Genomic DNA, 13,910 nt, shown 5'->3' with positions numbered 1-13,910 from the left:
CCTTGATTTCTCCATCCTCAAAGAAAGTGCCCTCCAGCATCGGGCGGTGCTTCATTAGGGTATACCTCAACGCTACATACCCATGTGACGCTAGTTCCGCGTCACATAAGGGTGGTTTTTTCTAAAAAGTGACGTTACATATTGTAAACCACCCTAATGTTACGGAATCCCATGGCTCGCATCGGTTACGCACGCGTAAGCACACACGATCAGGATTTAGTTGTCCAAAATGAACGGCTGAAGGAGGCAGGCTGCGAGATCATTCGATCCGAAACTGGATCGGGGTCGACGCGCAAAGGTCGCTCCGAGCTAGAAACGATCATGGATTTTCTACACGCCGGCGATGAGCTGGTTGTTGTCCGCTTGGATCGGCTTGGCAGGTCTACTCGCGACGTTCTCAACCTGGCTCACGAGTTGGAGGAGAAAGGTGCATCTCTACGCGTCCTTGAACCTGAAATCTCAACAACCGGCTCAATGGGAAAAATGGTCGTCACCATTCTAGGTATGGTGGCGGACATGGAACTTCAGTTTATCAAGGATCGACAAAGGGCCGGTATTGAGGCTGCAAAGAGCTTGGGGATCTACACGGGTCGCACAAAGCAGATCGATAACGATGAGATCCACCGTCGCCTGTCGGCCGGAGCAAGCAAAGCAACTATTGCCCGTGACCTCAAAATATCACGCATGTCAGTCTATAGAGCGCTCCAGGATGCGGACAAAAAGAAGACGTAGTTTTCTCCTCGTCCGCCCGTGAAACATTTTCGCGCGCAGAGTATGTGGTATGTCAGTAACACTTGCATCTATTGGCGTAAGCCCGAAAGCTAGGAAATAGCATCTTGGCAGACGCTCAACCTACAGCGTACCGTCAATCTGAAAATTTTGCTGTCCGCAAGGTTGGCTCACATTAGACGGGTTACATTATTATGCTGAAATATCGTCGGGCATTAGTCTCGGATATGGAAATGATCATCGATCTTCATGTGGTGATGAGCAAAAGTACTTACGCCCATGTCCTGCCAGAACATTATCTGGCCAATGAACTTCCGCTTGAAAAAAGAGAGCTGTGGGAGAAAAGGTTTGCTGGGCCGAATACCGACCAACTTATTTTTGTAGCCATGCACGGTCAGGAAATCGCTGGTTTTTGCTGCTTCGTCTTCAATGAAGGGAAGGAACACGGTACGTACCTGCATAATCTATACGTCTCGCAGGAATATCAGAAGCGTGGGGTGGCGAAGTCGCTTCTTAACCAAGCGATCGAGACTTTTGATAGCGATCGGCAAAAATTGCCAGTTCATTTGCTTGTATTCGCTAAAAACACAAATGCTGTTGCCATCTATGAAAAGCTCGATGGCACCGTCATCGAGAAGCGTGATGTATCGCGATGGGGTAACCCTACGGTCGAGCTGCTGCGATACCAGTGGCCTTTTGCTGACGCGCTACTTCAAAAACTTAACAATCGTCAGAGCCAAACCACCTGATCTTCACCAAAACGAGTGTGGCGAAACTACCGCTTACCGATAATGTCTGGAAGCTCGTTAATGTCATTGAAGAAATAATCTACATCGGTGGGACCATTGTTGGTCAGATATTCAATTGTGGCACGCCAATTCACCGATGACCTTATTGCGAATTTACAATCGGTTTCTTGGTATCGGTTCCATCGTACCGCGACGAGTTTACGCCTCGGCCGACGCGATAGAACTCCAGAGCGTCATTGAGATGTTGGCTTCGCAACAGGGCCTTTGCATCTTCGCCCTTTACGTCTGTGTCGAGCCATTCGTCATATGCTGCGGGATTGAGAATGACCGGCATACGATCATGGATTTCTGAAATCTTCTGCGTGGCCGGCGCTGTGATGATCGTGCAGCTCGTTACGTCGAGCTTGTCATTATGCGCCCATATGCCAGCAAACGAAAAACCTTTCGCCTCTGGCATCTGAAACAGCCATGGGTCTTTCTTTCCGTCCTCGGTGCTGGTCGTCCATTCAAAATATCCATCCGCAGGAATGAGACAGCGCTTCGATTTGAACGGCTCCCGAAACGCGCCTGACGTATCAACAGTCTCGATCCTGGCATTGAACATTGCCGCTTTGGGCAATTCTTTCGCGAAAAACGGCACCAGCCACCAGCGGCCATAATCGACCGTCAAATGACCGCCGCTATCCTTGTGCGCGAAATGAACGCTCTGGGTGGGGGCGATGTTATAGCGCGGCGGCATGTTCGAGGGCGGCGGGCCTTTATCCAGAATGCTATAGAGCGCGTGGATCTCGCTCCATGTCATTTCATTGGTAAAGCGACCGCACATGTTGCCTCCAGTGTCGCGTTATGCCCGCTCAATATCCGTCTTGGTGAAATCGTCCCCTTTAAACAGCAGGGGCAGGCGATATTCCTTTGCCAGCGCGTAAACAAAGCAATCGCCCATGTTCAGTCGTGCAGGGCTAGCGACAATCTTCCCGTATTCTCTCGCGGCAGCGATCGACTTGACGTGGATCGACGCATTCATGCTCATTTCTTTGACGTTGAGGGTATCAAGCAAAGAGGCAACGTCGATCTGTGCGTTGTCAATGCAGTGTTGAGGGACCGGCGACTGCGTGCCGACAGTCTTGTTCGCTTCGTTGCGAGCTAAGCTTATTACGGCCTCATATACAGTCATGGGTGAGCAGAAAATCTGCCGTTTGGTGTCTTCCAACTTCGCTATGTAATAACCTGCATCATCTTCTTCGGCTAGAATGGCTACAATGGCGGATGCGTCCAGGTACATTAGATTTCCCACTGTTCGTCTAAAAATGCCTTCATGTCGAAAGGCTCTGATTTTGGATTAGGACCAATTCGGCTACTAACCCGGTCCTGAATTTCCTTGATCCGCTCTCTCAACGGGACCTTCTCTTTCGCACGATCAAGTTCATGCTGAAGCGCACGGCGCACAGCTTCGGTCTTATTCGGCGCCTTGGTAACTTTCATGACCTCGACGGCCAGATCGTTCACGCTGTCATCTTTGATATAGAGTTGGGCCATGCCTATTACTCCTGATTTTGCATATACGGATATATATCACCGTATATCCGTATATGCTATACTTATATTGCTAAAACAGCCGGATTTGCCCCGTTTTTTCAACCGCATAATCGAGCTTTGGTAGCTCTTCCAAATCCAAAGCCGGGGTAGGCACTGGCGCAGCTGCAGACGATAAAAACGCATCATCTGTTCGATTTGATCCTGCCTAAAAAATGCGCCGGGGTTTTCCATTCATCGCGAAACTGAAGCGAAAGCGTGTTGCCCTCAAGGATCACAGCGGGAATATGAAGGAGTGCAAACTGAATATAGGCCATGTGAACCGCACGGCGATCAATATCCATTGCTGTCACATGCAAACATTTCTGGTAGTTATGGCCGACATCTTTCATGGCCTCGGCAAGGGCAATGACCATTGCCCCTGAACCGCAAGCCGGTTCTTGCGCCCGAATGTAACCTCGGCGCTTCAGCTTGCCCGCAACACCATCGCCTGAACCGATATTGATTTTCGCCATCATTTCACAAATGGCGTAGGGCGTGAAAAACTGACCTCGGGCGGCGTTGTGCAACTCCAGCGCATGAAACACTTGCCCCAGGATATCGGTTGGCTTTTCTTCCAGCGCCATCACGACCGCGCCCAGGATCTCGGGGGAAATCTGCAGCATTGCGGGATCGTACCGACGCACCACTTCCAGATATTGTTTCTCGCGCTCATCGCGCTTGCGCAGATCGACCGCATTGCTCAATGCGATTGCCGCGCACTGGCACCAGTCAGAAAACACGGTGTAAAGATCGTGCTTGTACCGGCACTTTTCGAACAGTTTGACGATGGTGGACACATGAGGATTGGACACAGAAATAGCCATCGGAAAAAAACGCGCACCTGGACCTTTGAGCGTTCAGGCGGGATGGAGGAAAGGCTCATATTTCAGGAGCCTTGAATTCGCCGAATTTTAAGTCAGTGTATAAGGAATACATTCCTTTTCCGGAGATTGGCCATGGCGCTTGGCGCATCGCATCGCTTGCAGGAAAGCCTGGAGGCGGTCGAAACGATGACACGCTTCGCGCTCGCCGTTCTCGCACTTGCTTCGGGCGTGTACACTTATCTGGGTGTTCGTAGTCTTCTGGACGGTTCGCCGACTGCGGTATTTTTTGCCGCCGTCATCTATTCCGCCTCCGTATCCGTCGGCATTTACGCCTTTTGGTCGTACATGGCACGATTCTATCCGCACATCACAGGCCGTTCGAGCCGCACTGCTATGCTTGCGGTGATGGCTATGGGCTGCGTCATGATTTTGGCTATGTCAAGCTGGTTGAACGCCGCTGCTCTCGCGGGATCGGCGGCGCTTGAACAGCACCTTGCAGAAACGGTTGAAGACTACACCGGAGATCTGGACCAAGCGCATCAGAATGCGCTTGCAGCTCAGAGCCTGTTGCCGGACATCCAACGCGCCAAGGAGCGCTTCTCCCAGCTAGGTGAATCTGAACGGCAGTCGGGCGCACTGACCGGGACCACAGGCTCTGGCAGCGTCGTTTCGCTTCTGTCACAAATGTCATCGCAAATGAACGAGCTGGAAAACGGGATCAATGCATCGCGTGAGCAGGTGACCACTCTGTTTAATGAAGGGCAAAAACGGCTCGAGACGATGCGTGGTCTGGTCTCTGCTCCGGGCGTCGTCGAACCACGGGCCGACAAATTCTCATCAGAAGTCGTGGCCCTCACCGGTGTCATCGCTTCGCTGGGCCAAACTTCGATTGCGCCCTCCATCCGCCGGGCAGCCGACGACCTTTCCCTTGGCTTCATCGCTCCGATTCCAGACGGCGGCGTACAGGATCTGATCAGCCGTCAGGACCGTGTGATGGAGACGATCCGAACCTCTGTTGCGGCTCAATCCAAGGTGCTGTCGGAAGCCGCCGACGAGATCCTTTCGCGTGCTCCCGTGGCCGATCGGCGTTTCGTGCCGCTCTCATCGGCGGAAGCCGTTCTGCGGTATGCCTCGGATTTCATTCCCGCATGGGCAGGGGCCATTTCCATCGATCTGTTACCGGGGGTCATGGTGTTCATTCTGGCGGTGGTAAATGGCGCAATTCGTAGACAGGATGAGACGATGCCGCTTGCCGAACGGATCACCGTGGCTGAAATGATGCAGACACTGGCAATGCAGAAGGCCATCTCCGCCGAATCAATGTCGGCCAGGGAAGTGAAGTCGACAGAAGAAGTTATTGCAGAAACTGAAGGTAGCGCGGACGACACGGAGGTCAATAACATCACTAGTCTCGGCCTCAACAAGACGCCGCGCAAAGGTCCGGCGACATGAAACCATCATCCGCGCTTAAGGCCGTTATCAGCATGGACGATGGTTTATTGATGCGCGGCGCCTTCTACGTGCTGCTCGCGGCGGCGGCCGCCTTTCTGGTGATCGACCTCCGGGAGATCAGCACAGCCGAAGCGGCGCGACCGGCGCTTGAAGTAATGCCGAACCTGCCGACCTTTCTCCCCGCCACGACTGCGCCGGGAGCGCCTGGCTCGCCACCGGTACAACCCTCGAGCCCGGAAGAGGTCTTGCGCAAGCCGATGACGTTTAATCTAGTCTCCGGTGGGGTGCTCCGTGCCGAGGGCACCATCGACCCCGGCGCTGCTGATCGGTTTGCCAGTGAGGTGGAGGCTCGTGGCGAATATATCAAATTGGTCTCTTTGAACTCACCGGGAGGTTCGGTGGATGACGCTATTGCGATGTCCAAGCTGATCCGGGAGAGGAATATCGCCACGAAGGTTGCGGAAAAGGCGCTCTGCGCTTCCTCCTGTCCAATCATATTTGCCGGTGGCGTGGCAAGATCGGCCGAAAAGGATGCCGTAGTGGGCGTGCATCAGGTGTTCAATGGCAGCATCGAGCGCCCGTCGCCGGAGCAAGCGATGTCTAGCGCTCAGGCAACCACTGCGCGTGTCGCGCGACATCTCGACGAAATGGATATCGGCGCCGGTTTGTGGATCCATGCGCTGGAAACCCCGCCAAACCAGCTATATTATCTTACTCCCGCGGAGATGTCGAAATATCGCCTGACGACCGACGCAATCGCTGCAAGTGAACCAAACGCTGGATGACGCTTTACCGGACTTGTCCGAACGCGGTGGGCGAGTTGCAATACCGAGACTGTTTTCATCAAAGATGGCACATCAGCCGTTAGCTTATTAGACGATGACCGCCATCGATTTGTGGCGTGTTTTTCGGCTAGCGCACGACCCCCTTAGACTCCGTTGATCCTTTCTGACAATTGACAATTCTGATCCATATTGTGTGTGATCCGTCGACCAAACAATTGATGGAGAGCGTTATGACCAAGATAGCAACCGAGCCCGTCGAGATAGCTGCAAAATGTCTCGCGTGTCATATCAGATATTCCGGAATTTGCGCTGTCATGTCCGTTGAAGAATTGAGCGAGGTCGGGCGGAGAACAATCCGGCGAACGTTCAAGGCAGGCACTCCGATCTTCTTTGAGGGCGACAACGTACGAGCCAAGAACATTGTGAAGGGCGTGGTGCACCTGTCAAAGGGACTATCAGATGGTCGCCAACAAATTGTTGGGCTGCAGTTTTCGTCTGCACTATTGCCCGCTAGGATCAGTCAAGTGACAGCTCAAGCTGCCACCGACAGCGAATTATGTGCCATTCCGAATGCATTGCTCAATGACATCTTGGGCCGTAATCCCAAGGTAGAAGATGCGATGTATAAACAAACGTTGGATGAGCTTGATCAGGCCAGGCATTGGATGTTGTCAGTCGGACGCAAAACCGCCTTTGAAAAGGTCGCGAGTCTTATTCTGATGTTTGTCACGAAGGCGAGTTCCACCTCAGGCGGTGGTTATAAATGTGACCTTCCCCTCACTCGTGCTGAAATTGCTGACTTTCTGGCACTGACGGTTGAGACTGTGAGCCGCAACATGACGAAGTTGAGAGCAAGTGGCATCATTCAACTCGACAACGGAAGAACCGTTGCAGTCAACAGCCTTCCACTCTTGAAAAAAGCTTCGGGCGATTAGTGTCGGAAGTGCAATCATGCCATTTGACGAAGATCTGGGCCGTTAGCTGCCATAGAAACATCGACGCGTCAGCGCTTATATTACAATAACTAAACCGCTCTGAACAATGCGCGAACCAAGCTCGAACATTCTATCACCAGTTGCCAGGTGAAACGTTTAAGCAGTCACCAGTCAAGTATGCATCGACTTGAGAATCCTCAGTCTCGTTGACTGACCGGGCTTTTATAGCCCACTGGCAACGGGGGCCGCGATAACTGAGGGGTATTTGACAGAGAGCTTTTTGGAAAGTCTCTTGTCCTGAGACGCAAGTAACTCAAGTGCATTGAGTGATGATAGCAACTGCCGAAGCTGGGGCTCATCGACAAGTGGTGCCGCAACCGATGGCCTAAACCACGCCTTCTGTCGCTGTCTAGTTTCCTTGAACTTTGCGGAGTCCTTAGTCACTCTGAGCAAATGAACAGAAACCTGTAGCTCCCGGTCTCCGTCTTTAAGGTACGAATAAAATCCGATCGGCCTCTTTCGTACCTTCCCCTGAACTCCGGATTCTTCGAAAGCTTCGCGTTGCGCGGCGACATATGGTGCTTCCTTCCGCTCTATATTTCCTTTGGGTAAAATCCACCGGCCAGTGTCTCGGCTTGTCACGAGAAGTAATTCAAGCTCACCCTGTGGTGAAAGCCGGCAACATACTGCTGCTGCCTGCTGACACGGTCTACCGTGTGCTTTCAAGCTATGACCTAAGAGTCGATCAGTGTGCCTGCGAAAGTTCATGGCTATCTCCCGAATCGAAGGGTATGCGCCAATTCTCTAAAATATAAAGTGTAAGTGTCGTTGCTGACCAATGAGTTAATTTCAGGCCAATGCCTTGGCTTGTGAAAGACTCTGAAATCTAACGATCGACATTTCTCGTGCGTTGTTTGGGATCGAATTATGGATCGGATGTTTCGAACCAGTGCTTCGGCAGGGGCCAACCAACCAGCTAATCAATGTGCCCCACTACGCTGCGACTTAGAGTGCTGGCGTCAGATAATGAGATTTCTCCGTTCAGAACGCCGATAATCTCAGGAACCGTCATCTCGCGCAGGACAACTTGATAGAGGGCCATCGGCGCCAATGGCCCAACATGTCCGGAAACGATTGACCTGATATCGGCACGTTGTTTTTGTGCTTCACTTCGGCATAGCTCCTCAGTCGCCGCATAGAACAACAACTCGTCAGTGCCAGGAATGATCTGATAAGCCCAAATCCGAGTTTCCATCGTCCATTTCTACGTGATAGTTCGCCACGACTTACACGTGTATCTACAGCACTATGGCAACGGACAACAGGAGTTTTGAAACAAGCGGTTTGACGTAGACGTCATGAACACCGGCATGGGAGCAACAGGATTTTCTCAGGAGTTTGAGCCAGAGGACCACATGGCTACGAGCAACAGTGGAAGGCTCTAATCCTGGTTGTTGCAAACGATAAGTATGCAATAAGGAGGAAACTACCAGTCCTGCGGAATTATTTTGCGTAACTTACAAATCGCTCCATAAAAGTAGATTGCGATTAAATTATACGCAATTACTACAACTCATTTCAACTGATGGTGGACAAATTGCCCTCCACAGCACGCGAATGACGAGCGTGGACTACCCGGCATGAAGCCACTTTCTAAACCCTATACTTCATCTATTCTTTTAGGGAGAACAACATGCTTAGCCTTCAAACCAACGCAGCTTCCCTCACTGCACAGCAAAATCTTGCCCGCACGAATAATAGCCTGAGAATCTCGTTTGAGCGCCTTTCGACCGGCCTACGAATTAACGAAATGGCACAGCTACCTGTCTCACCAGCAAAGGCCGGTAATTCTGCTGAAGCTGCTGCGAGCCAGGTGATCGCCAAGGCGCAGACCGAGGATGCCAATCTCAGCAACACCCAGCTCGTACTCAAAAAAAGTCTACGCTGGTACAACAGGCTGGCGACAGCGCAACAACCGCTACCGACCGCGATGCAATCAACCAGGAACTCTCCAGCCTGGAAGGCGAGTTTAAGACTATTTCTGTTAGCACCAACAACGACGCATTGTCCAAATCCTATGTAGGCGGCAATGGCGCGTCTTACAGCTTGGTGGGCGCCGCCGGTTCGCGGACATCAGCGTTTCTGCCTCGACAACCGCTTAAGACTATGCCGGTATGCTGACGGCTCTGAACGGCGCGCGCGATGGCGTTTCTGCAACCCAAGCCAGCAACAGTGTTACCATGACCACGGCGTTTAAAGATCATACCGACAGTCTTGTAAACTCTGCAAAAAGCTCTGGTCTGGATGTGCGTGAACTGACCCAGAATGCTGAACTATTTTCGAGCGCTACTGCGGCTCGTGAAGCACTGTTTGCAAGCAGCCTGCCCATCGGCAATTCCAGCATCGCCCTCATTCAGGCAGCACTTCTGCGCGGCTAACCAGCCGCGAATTGCGAAATGAGAACGCGTGAGATATCTCTCACGCGTTCATTCGACGTTAATGGATTATTTATCTTTAGCTGCTGGCTCAACCCGGTCTGAGCTCTGTCATCGCACGCCCACTGCCATCCATTGCCATGGGATAACTACTGTGCTCGTGAATGATCTTCCACTGGCCGTCGCGCCGGCTCAGAACAACTGTCCTTCTGTTCCAGGCATCAACTGGCCCTTCGCCTTTCTTGACGCCCTTCATTTGGCTAAGGCCGAACACGACAGCCAAATCACCTTCGACGATGACTGTCGGGTTTTGAAGTTCGACGGATACGCCGTTTTCCCAGGTATCGAACCATTCCTCGAGACCGGCGATCCCATCGTCTGCGGTACCGACTATTTGGAGCGGTGGAGGCAGATCGAATAAGACAACGTCTTCAGAAATTGGAGCAACAATGGCCCTGACGTCGCCACGGGCATGCGCTGCGTCCTGATCCTTGATAATCTTGAGAACATCGTTGGCGTCAGACATGTTGGTTCCTCCCTATGTCCGTTGAACTGTACGTCAGTTTACTCGTTCATAAAACGCATTCAACGCCGCGACCTCGATACGCAGTTTCGTCAATGAGGCACGCACACTCATGTGATCTTCATCTTGAAGGAAAAACCAGTCATCAAAACCAAAATTGGTCTTCGAACCATCTGCCATGGGCACACCGCGGGGATGTTTCCATCGAAAGGCATTTCCGCATAGTCGGCCTTCAGATCTACAGCCCGATGATCACCCCTGTGATGCCATAAAGTGAACCGTTGCGCACTGGCTGTAACCGCGACGTTAGGACTTCGGTTCCTGCTGCAGCTTCTCGATATGCTCCCTACAGAGTGTTTCAATCAGGGTATGAAGTTCAGCCGTCCGCTCCTGAAGCCAGGCAAGTGCCTCTTCGCTGATCTCGAACTGTTTTGAATAGCGCGCCTTGACGTAGGCTTCGTTGAGAATGTTGTACCATGCGGTAAAGCGTTGCTGTTCGCGCGGCCAGATATCGACAAGCCGCCGGTCACGATCCTCGGAAAGCCCACGCAGGAATTTGAGATTGTGCGACGGCGGGCTGTAATTTGTAAGCGTTAGGAGATAGCAGGAATAGGCTGTCTCTACGGATTGGTGAAGATTGAAAGTAGCGAGGTTGAGGTTCTCTTCCTGAACGAAGAATTTTGAACCTTTCAGAAAATCGACTGCATTCCGAAACTGCTTTTCAAAATGTTCCTCTGCCACCCTGAGCGCATCCGTTGGGCTGAGCGGCTTTGGTTCGGCCAACGGTCGGTCATCGAACTCGTAGAGAATGATGCCTTCACGGGCGAGATCGACAAAGAAGTACTGCCCGTCATGCAAAAAATTGCTGATCTCGCGGGCACCATGCACGATCAGACCAACAGGCGTTTCGATATCCTTGTCCCACATCACCCGGTCGGTGGCCTTGTCCCAGTATTTCGGGTCGGCCAGTTCCTTGTTGCTGACGATGACCAGAATATCGAAATCCGAACGATAGCCTTTCGAGGTATGCGGTTCGTCGACAAAGGTACCGCGGGCATAGGAACCAAACAGAATGATCTTGTAGATCCGCCCGTCTTTTTTCGCATCCGACTTCGAACGCTCGACGACGCCAGCAAACTCTTCATGGATGATGCGGACGATCTTTTCCAGTTCGACCTGCTTTGCCTGCGGAAGATGTCCGATATCCGATTTCATCGCCTTCACCATCGATTCTTCTGAACCGTCACCTTAACCGAGATCGCTAGACCATTGCTACTCCACAATCTCGTAGTGGTTATGAGGAGAACCTTCGGTGCCAGTGGGGAGCCGAAGCAGACAGCGAGTGGCGGATGGGAATGTTGCCGGGGTCGGAGGTTGGGACTGAACCATGGAGCTTCAAGATCGTGTGGATTCCGCTCAAACGAATGTTGGGACCGTCTGCAATTATTGACTACCCATCAATTGATGTGGAAACGCATCATGTGCTGGAAGATGCTCCGTTCGGCCTAATTCCTGCGGTGAGGCTTGCAGAAATCGCTCAAGCCGAAACGCCCCGCACAAAAGCGGCGTCGAATTCCTGAGCGCCTGCTACGGTCGGGCGTGTGCTGACGACGACCTACTCAAGGAGCTCGATTTTGGCGATCAGGATTTGATTTTGGTGGGCTATGAAGCGCTGACCAATGCGCGCAGTGGAGAGCGCTGAGCGCCAAGCAATATGTGGTAGTTCTCAAAAGCGTTGATACGTCACCTTCCCCCGATCTTGTTTTAGTCTGCATTGCGCCACGTATTCATTCCGTGCCTTATTCCAGGCACATCTAGACGGTTATCAGAAAACACCTTCTGCAGTGTTAGCGGATATCTCCGAAAAACAGTCCTACGTCAGATTAAGCTGCCGCTATAAGACGCTGACGGGCGCCGTCAGCATGAAGCAGTCTGCATATGCGAGTATCTTAGATCGCGCAACATTATCAAAAGATACCTAAAAAGATCTTATGTTAAGATATGATCCTAAAAGGTATCTTATTATTGACTTGTGTAATGAGTTTAAGGTATTTCGTCGTATATCGAGCAAAATAGTCGGGTAGGGATATGACACGGTCTAAATCAGATGCCTTGCTGGGAATCGGGCAATTGCTGAAAGGCGCCCGTAAAGCCCGGCAACTGACACAGGAACAGGTTGCCGAGATGGCAGGCATATCGCGTCCCCGCTATCGTGAGATAGAAACCGGAAGCAGTGCTGCGCGCACGACGACCCTCATCAACATCTCCCGCGCGCTCGGGCTTGAATTGATGCTCATCCCGCAAGCGATGGTTCCGGCTGTTGATGCCCTGCTGCGACCGCACGACGATCTGGATGATCTCCCGGCATTCATTGCTAACCCAGATGAGGGTGAGAATGTCTGAGGTTGGTGCCGATCCGAGATCTATATCTTCGCTTGAGGTGCTGTTGAACGATGTGAAGGTCGGCACAATCGTTCGGACGCCCGGCGATTTTAACGCTTTCAGCTTCGAGGGCAGTTATCGCGCAACCGGCGGCTTGCCAGTGCTCAGTCTGTCTTTTCGCGCAGCTACTGGCGGCTTGCGTAAGGATCCGAAACCCGTCGCAAGAGCGTTACCGGCGTTCTTTGCCAATCTGCTTCCCGAAGACAAGCTGCGCGAGGCGATGGAAATACACCACGCGGGGAGTGTTCGCGCGGGAAACGATTTCGACCTGCTTGTCGCTCTCGGTTCGGATCTGCCTGGCGCAGTCCGCGTCGTGCCGAGTGACAGAACGGTTGGGCGTTTCGACAACCTGCCTGCTCCCAAGCCGAAGGCCCGGTTCTCGCTTGCCGGCGTCCAGATGAAGCTTTCGGTCATCAAGAATACGGGTAAGGGCGGTGGACTGACACTGCCGCTCGGCGACGACCAAGGATCCTACATCGCCAAGTTTCCATCGACCTCGTTTCCCGGAGTGTCGGAAAACGAATATGCCAATCTCGCATTAGCAGAAGCGATCGGGATGGAGGTGCCGGAACGGGAACTTGTCGAGCAGTCAGAGTTCGAGGGTATACCAAAGGAATTTGAGACGCTGGCTGATGGAAAGGTCCTGCTCGTCAGACGCTTCGATCGCGGCGCAAACGGCGAGCGCATCCATATTGAGGATTTCGCGCAGGTGTTCGGCGTTTATCCCTCGCGGAAATACGAAGGGGGGGCCTATCATGATATCGCCGCAGCCCTGAACGTTGCCATATCGTCCACCGCCGCTCTTGAGTTCGTCCGCCGGTTGGCTCTCGCTGCCATCACCGGAAATGGCGACATGCACTTGAAGAACTGGTCACTGATCTATCGCGAGGCAGGCGAGAAGCCGCAACTCGCACCTGTCTACGATATGCTCTCGACAATCCCTTACATCCCCGCGGATGCCATGGCTCTGTCGCTGGCCGGCGAGCGGTCCTTCAAGGCGCTGAACGTGCAGCGGTGGAAAGCCTTAGCCAATCGTGCACGGCTGCCGGAAGCGGCCGTGCTCAAAGCGGTGGTCGATACAGTTGAACAGGTGAACGGATTTTGGTGGTCGCTGCCGGAACGAAAAGTCGTTCCGGCGAAGGTCCTCGAGCGTATCGATACGCATGTAAGACTGATGACGCCGATACTTGGCACGTGTGCGGAGCGATGCCCTTCGGCCGAGCGGTAGACTCCCTATCCTTAGCTCGTTCCCCAGTCCTCCTGGCGCGTCTTCACCCGTTGCCAGAGGGCATCGTCGACAATTCTAAGCGACGGCACCTCCTGCACGACATGGTGCTCGGAAGCATTCTCCCGTGAGACCCGACGTTCCGTTGTCGGATTTTTGCGATAAGCGAGTCCCTGCAGGCTTCTGATGTTGGTCCCCGTCGACGGCTTCTGCGGGTCGGTGCCCGCGTTGGCCAC

17 protein-coding genes and 1 pseudogene are annotated in these 13,910 nt (G+C 52.8%); 9 read left to right on the top strand and 9 right to left on the bottom strand.

Annotation, left to right across the window (positions count from 1 at the left end):
* Positions 1 to 171 precede the first annotated feature (171 nt).
* Positions 172 to 732, top strand: a complete 561-nt coding sequence (locus PYL13_RS17715) for a recombinase family protein (protein ID WP_275642523.1) — start codon at positions 172 to 174, stop codon at positions 730 to 732.
* Between the two features lie 230 nt (positions 733 to 962).
* A complete protein-coding gene (locus PYL13_RS17710; protein WP_275642522.1) occupies positions 963 to 1,478 on the top strand; it encodes a GNAT family N-acetyltransferase in 516 nt (171 codons plus the stop codon).
* 142 nt (positions 1,479 to 1,620) lie between these two features.
* Here the strand turns inward: PYL13_RS17710 and PYL13_RS17705 are convergent, their stop codons facing one another.
* The 4 genes from PYL13_RS17705 to PYL13_RS17690 form a co-directional block, all read right to left on the bottom strand.
* On the bottom strand, positions 1,621 to 2,304 hold the full coding sequence (locus tag PYL13_RS17705; protein ID WP_275642521.1) for an SOS response-associated peptidase: 684 nt from the start codon (positions 2,302 to 2,304) through the stop codon (positions 1,621 to 1,623).
* Positions 2,305 to 2,322: 18 nt separating this feature from the next.
* Positions 2,323 to 2,760 carry a type II toxin-antitoxin system VapC family toxin gene (locus PYL13_RS17700; protein WP_275642520.1) on the bottom strand — a complete coding sequence of 146 codons (438 nt, stop codon included), beginning with the start codon at positions 2,758 to 2,760 and terminating at the stop codon, positions 2,323 to 2,325.
* Positions 2,760 to 3,014: a type II toxin-antitoxin system VapB family antitoxin gene (locus PYL13_RS17695; RefSeq protein WP_275642519.1), complete on the bottom strand. Its 255-nt coding sequence runs from the start codon at positions 3,012 to 3,014 to the stop codon at positions 2,760 to 2,762. Before PYL13_RS17695 ends, PYL13_RS17700 begins: the two co-directional genes overlap by 1 nt.
* Positions 3,015 to 3,196: 182 nt before the next feature.
* On the bottom strand, positions 3,197 to 3,850 hold the full coding sequence (locus PYL13_RS17690) for an N-6 DNA methylase (RefSeq protein ID WP_275642518.1): 654 nt from the start codon (positions 3,848 to 3,850) through the stop codon (positions 3,197 to 3,199).
* A gap of 159 nt (positions 3,851 to 4,009) precedes the next feature.
* On the opposite strand from PYL13_RS17690, the gene PYL13_RS17685 reads away from it, so the two are divergent.
* The 3 genes from PYL13_RS17685 to PYL13_RS17675 all read left to right on the top strand — a co-directional run bounded on the left by PYL13_RS17685 (position 4,010) and on the right by PYL13_RS17675 (position 7,049).
* Complete coding sequence (locus tag PYL13_RS17685) at positions 4,010 to 5,329, top strand: hypothetical protein (protein WP_275642517.1); 1,320 nt, start codon at positions 4,010 to 4,012, stop codon at positions 5,327 to 5,329.
* The gene (locus PYL13_RS17680; protein ID WP_275642516.1) at positions 5,326 to 6,114 is read left to right on the top strand and encodes a hypothetical protein; all 789 of its coding nucleotides are present in this window, start codon (positions 5,326 to 5,328) and stop codon (positions 6,112 to 6,114) included. The genes PYL13_RS17685 and PYL13_RS17680 overlap by 4 nt, the downstream gene beginning before the upstream one ends.
* A gap of 230 nt (positions 6,115 to 6,344) precedes the next feature.
* Entirely contained in the window at positions 6,345 to 7,049 is a 705-nt protein-coding gene (locus tag PYL13_RS17675) for a Crp/Fnr family transcriptional regulator (protein WP_275642515.1), read from the top strand.
* Positions 7,050 to 7,271: 222 nt separating this feature from the next.
* Here PYL13_RS17675 and PYL13_RS26970 read toward each other — a convergent pair whose 3' ends face one another.
* Positions 7,272 to 7,817, bottom strand: coding sequence for an NUDIX hydrolase (locus PYL13_RS26970; protein WP_368077692.1), 546 nt, complete (start codon positions 7,815 to 7,817; stop codon positions 7,272 to 7,274).
* A gap of 208 nt (positions 7,818 to 8,025) precedes the next feature.
* Positions 8,026 to 8,304 carry a hypothetical protein gene (locus PYL13_RS17670; protein ID WP_275642514.1) on the bottom strand — a complete coding sequence of 93 codons (279 nt, stop codon included), beginning with the start codon at positions 8,302 to 8,304 and terminating at the stop codon, positions 8,026 to 8,028.
* Between the two features lie 438 nt (positions 8,305 to 8,742).
* Between PYL13_RS17670 and PYL13_RS17665 the strand changes: the two genes are divergently transcribed.
* Both PYL13_RS17665 and PYL13_RS17660 read left to right on the top strand, forming a co-directional pair.
* Positions 8,743 to 9,132 (top strand): hypothetical protein, encoded by a 390-nt coding sequence (locus tag PYL13_RS17665; protein WP_275642513.1) that lies wholly within the window; start codon positions 8,743 to 8,745, stop codon positions 9,130 to 9,132.
* 91 nt (positions 9,133 to 9,223) lie between these two features.
* A complete protein-coding gene (locus PYL13_RS17660; protein WP_275642512.1) occupies positions 9,224 to 9,487 on the top strand; it encodes a hypothetical protein in 264 nt (87 codons plus the stop codon).
* A gap of 88 nt (positions 9,488 to 9,575) precedes the next feature.
* On the opposite strand, the gene PYL13_RS17655 is transcribed toward PYL13_RS17660, so the two are convergent.
* The 3 genes and pseudogenes from PYL13_RS17655 to PYL13_RS17645 all read right to left on the bottom strand — a co-directional run bounded on the left by PYL13_RS17655 (position 9,576) and on the right by PYL13_RS17645 (position 11,222).
* Positions 9,576 to 10,010, bottom strand: coding sequence for a YybH family protein (locus PYL13_RS17655; protein ID WP_275642511.1), 435 nt, complete (start codon positions 10,008 to 10,010; stop codon positions 9,576 to 9,578).
* Positions 10,011 to 10,043: 33 nt separating this feature from the next.
* Positions 10,044 to 10,232 (bottom strand): annotated as a pseudogene (locus PYL13_RS17650) (DUF3833 family protein); the annotation flags it as partial.
* 81 nt (positions 10,233 to 10,313) lie between these two features.
* Positions 10,314 to 11,222, bottom strand: a complete 909-nt coding sequence (locus tag PYL13_RS17645) for a nucleotidyltransferase and HEPN domain-containing protein (protein ID WP_275642510.1) — start codon at positions 11,220 to 11,222, stop codon at positions 10,314 to 10,316.
* Between the two features lie 873 nt (positions 11,223 to 12,095).
* Here PYL13_RS17645 and PYL13_RS17640 point away from each other — a divergent pair.
* Positions 12,096 to 12,410 (top strand): helix-turn-helix domain-containing protein, encoded by a 315-nt coding sequence (locus PYL13_RS17640; protein ID WP_250985644.1) that lies wholly within the window; start codon positions 12,096 to 12,098, stop codon positions 12,408 to 12,410.
* Positions 12,403 to 13,677, top strand: a complete 1,275-nt coding sequence (locus tag PYL13_RS17635; protein ID WP_275642509.1) for a type II toxin-antitoxin system HipA family toxin — start codon at positions 12,403 to 12,405, stop codon at positions 13,675 to 13,677. The genes PYL13_RS17640 and PYL13_RS17635 overlap by 8 nt, the downstream gene beginning before the upstream one ends.
* The last annotated feature ends 233 nt before the right edge of the window (positions 13,678 to 13,910 follow it).

Source organism: Agrobacterium sp. Azo12, from assembly GCF_029193765.2.
GTDB lineage: Bacteria > Pseudomonadota > Alphaproteobacteria > Rhizobiales > Rhizobiaceae > Agrobacterium.
The sequence above is the reverse complement of the archived record's forward strand: the minus strand, read 5'-3'. Positions and strand labels throughout refer to the sequence as shown.

Coding starts and splice junctions, on each gene's coding strand:
- PYL13_RS17715 (WP_275642523.1), top strand. CDS start 172: ATGGCTCGCATCGGTTACGCACGCGTAAGCACACACGATCAGGATTTA.
- PYL13_RS17710 (WP_275642522.1), top strand. CDS start 963: ATGATCATCGATCTTCATGTGGTGATGAGCAAAAGTACTTACGCCCAT.
- PYL13_RS17705 (WP_275642521.1), bottom strand. CDS start 2,304: ATGTGCGGTCGCTTTACCAATGAAATGACATGGAGCGAGATCCACGCG.
- PYL13_RS17700 (WP_275642520.1), bottom strand. CDS start 2,760: ATGTACCTGGACGCATCCGCCATTGTAGCCATTCTAGCCGAAGAAGAT.
- PYL13_RS17695 (WP_275642519.1), bottom strand. CDS start 3,014: ATGGCCCAACTCTATATCAAAGATGACAGCGTGAACGATCTGGCCGTC.
- PYL13_RS17685 (WP_275642517.1), top strand. CDS start 4,010: ATGGCGCTTGGCGCATCGCATCGCTTGCAGGAAAGCCTGGAGGCGGTC.
- PYL13_RS17680 (WP_275642516.1), top strand. CDS start 5,326: ATGAAACCATCATCCGCGCTTAAGGCCGTTATCAGCATGGACGATGGT.
- PYL13_RS17675 (WP_275642515.1), top strand. CDS start 6,345: ATGACCAAGATAGCAACCGAGCCCGTCGAGATAGCTGCAAAATGTCTC.
- PYL13_RS26970 (WP_368077692.1), bottom strand. CDS start 7,817: ATGAACTTTCGCAGGCACACTGATCGACTCTTAGGTCATAGCTTGAAA.
- PYL13_RS17670 (WP_275642514.1), bottom strand. CDS start 8,304: ATGGAAACTCGGATTTGGGCTTATCAGATCATTCCTGGCACTGACGAG.
- PYL13_RS17665 (WP_275642513.1), top strand. CDS start 8,743: ATGCTTAGCCTTCAAACCAACGCAGCTTCCCTCACTGCACAGCAAAAT.
- PYL13_RS17660 (WP_275642512.1), top strand. CDS start 9,224: ATGCTGACGGCTCTGAACGGCGCGCGCGATGGCGTTTCTGCAACCCAA.
- PYL13_RS17655 (WP_275642511.1), bottom strand. CDS start 10,010: ATGTCTGACGCCAACGATGTTCTCAAGATTATCAAGGATCAGGACGCA.
- PYL13_RS17645 (WP_275642510.1), bottom strand. CDS start 11,222: ATGAAATCGGATATCGGACATCTTCCGCAGGCAAAGCAGGTCGAACTG.
- PYL13_RS17640 (WP_250985644.1), top strand. CDS start 12,096: ATGACACGGTCTAAATCAGATGCCTTGCTGGGAATCGGGCAATTGCTG.
- PYL13_RS17635 (WP_275642509.1), top strand. CDS start 12,403: ATGTCTGAGGTTGGTGCCGATCCGAGATCTATATCTTCGCTTGAGGTG.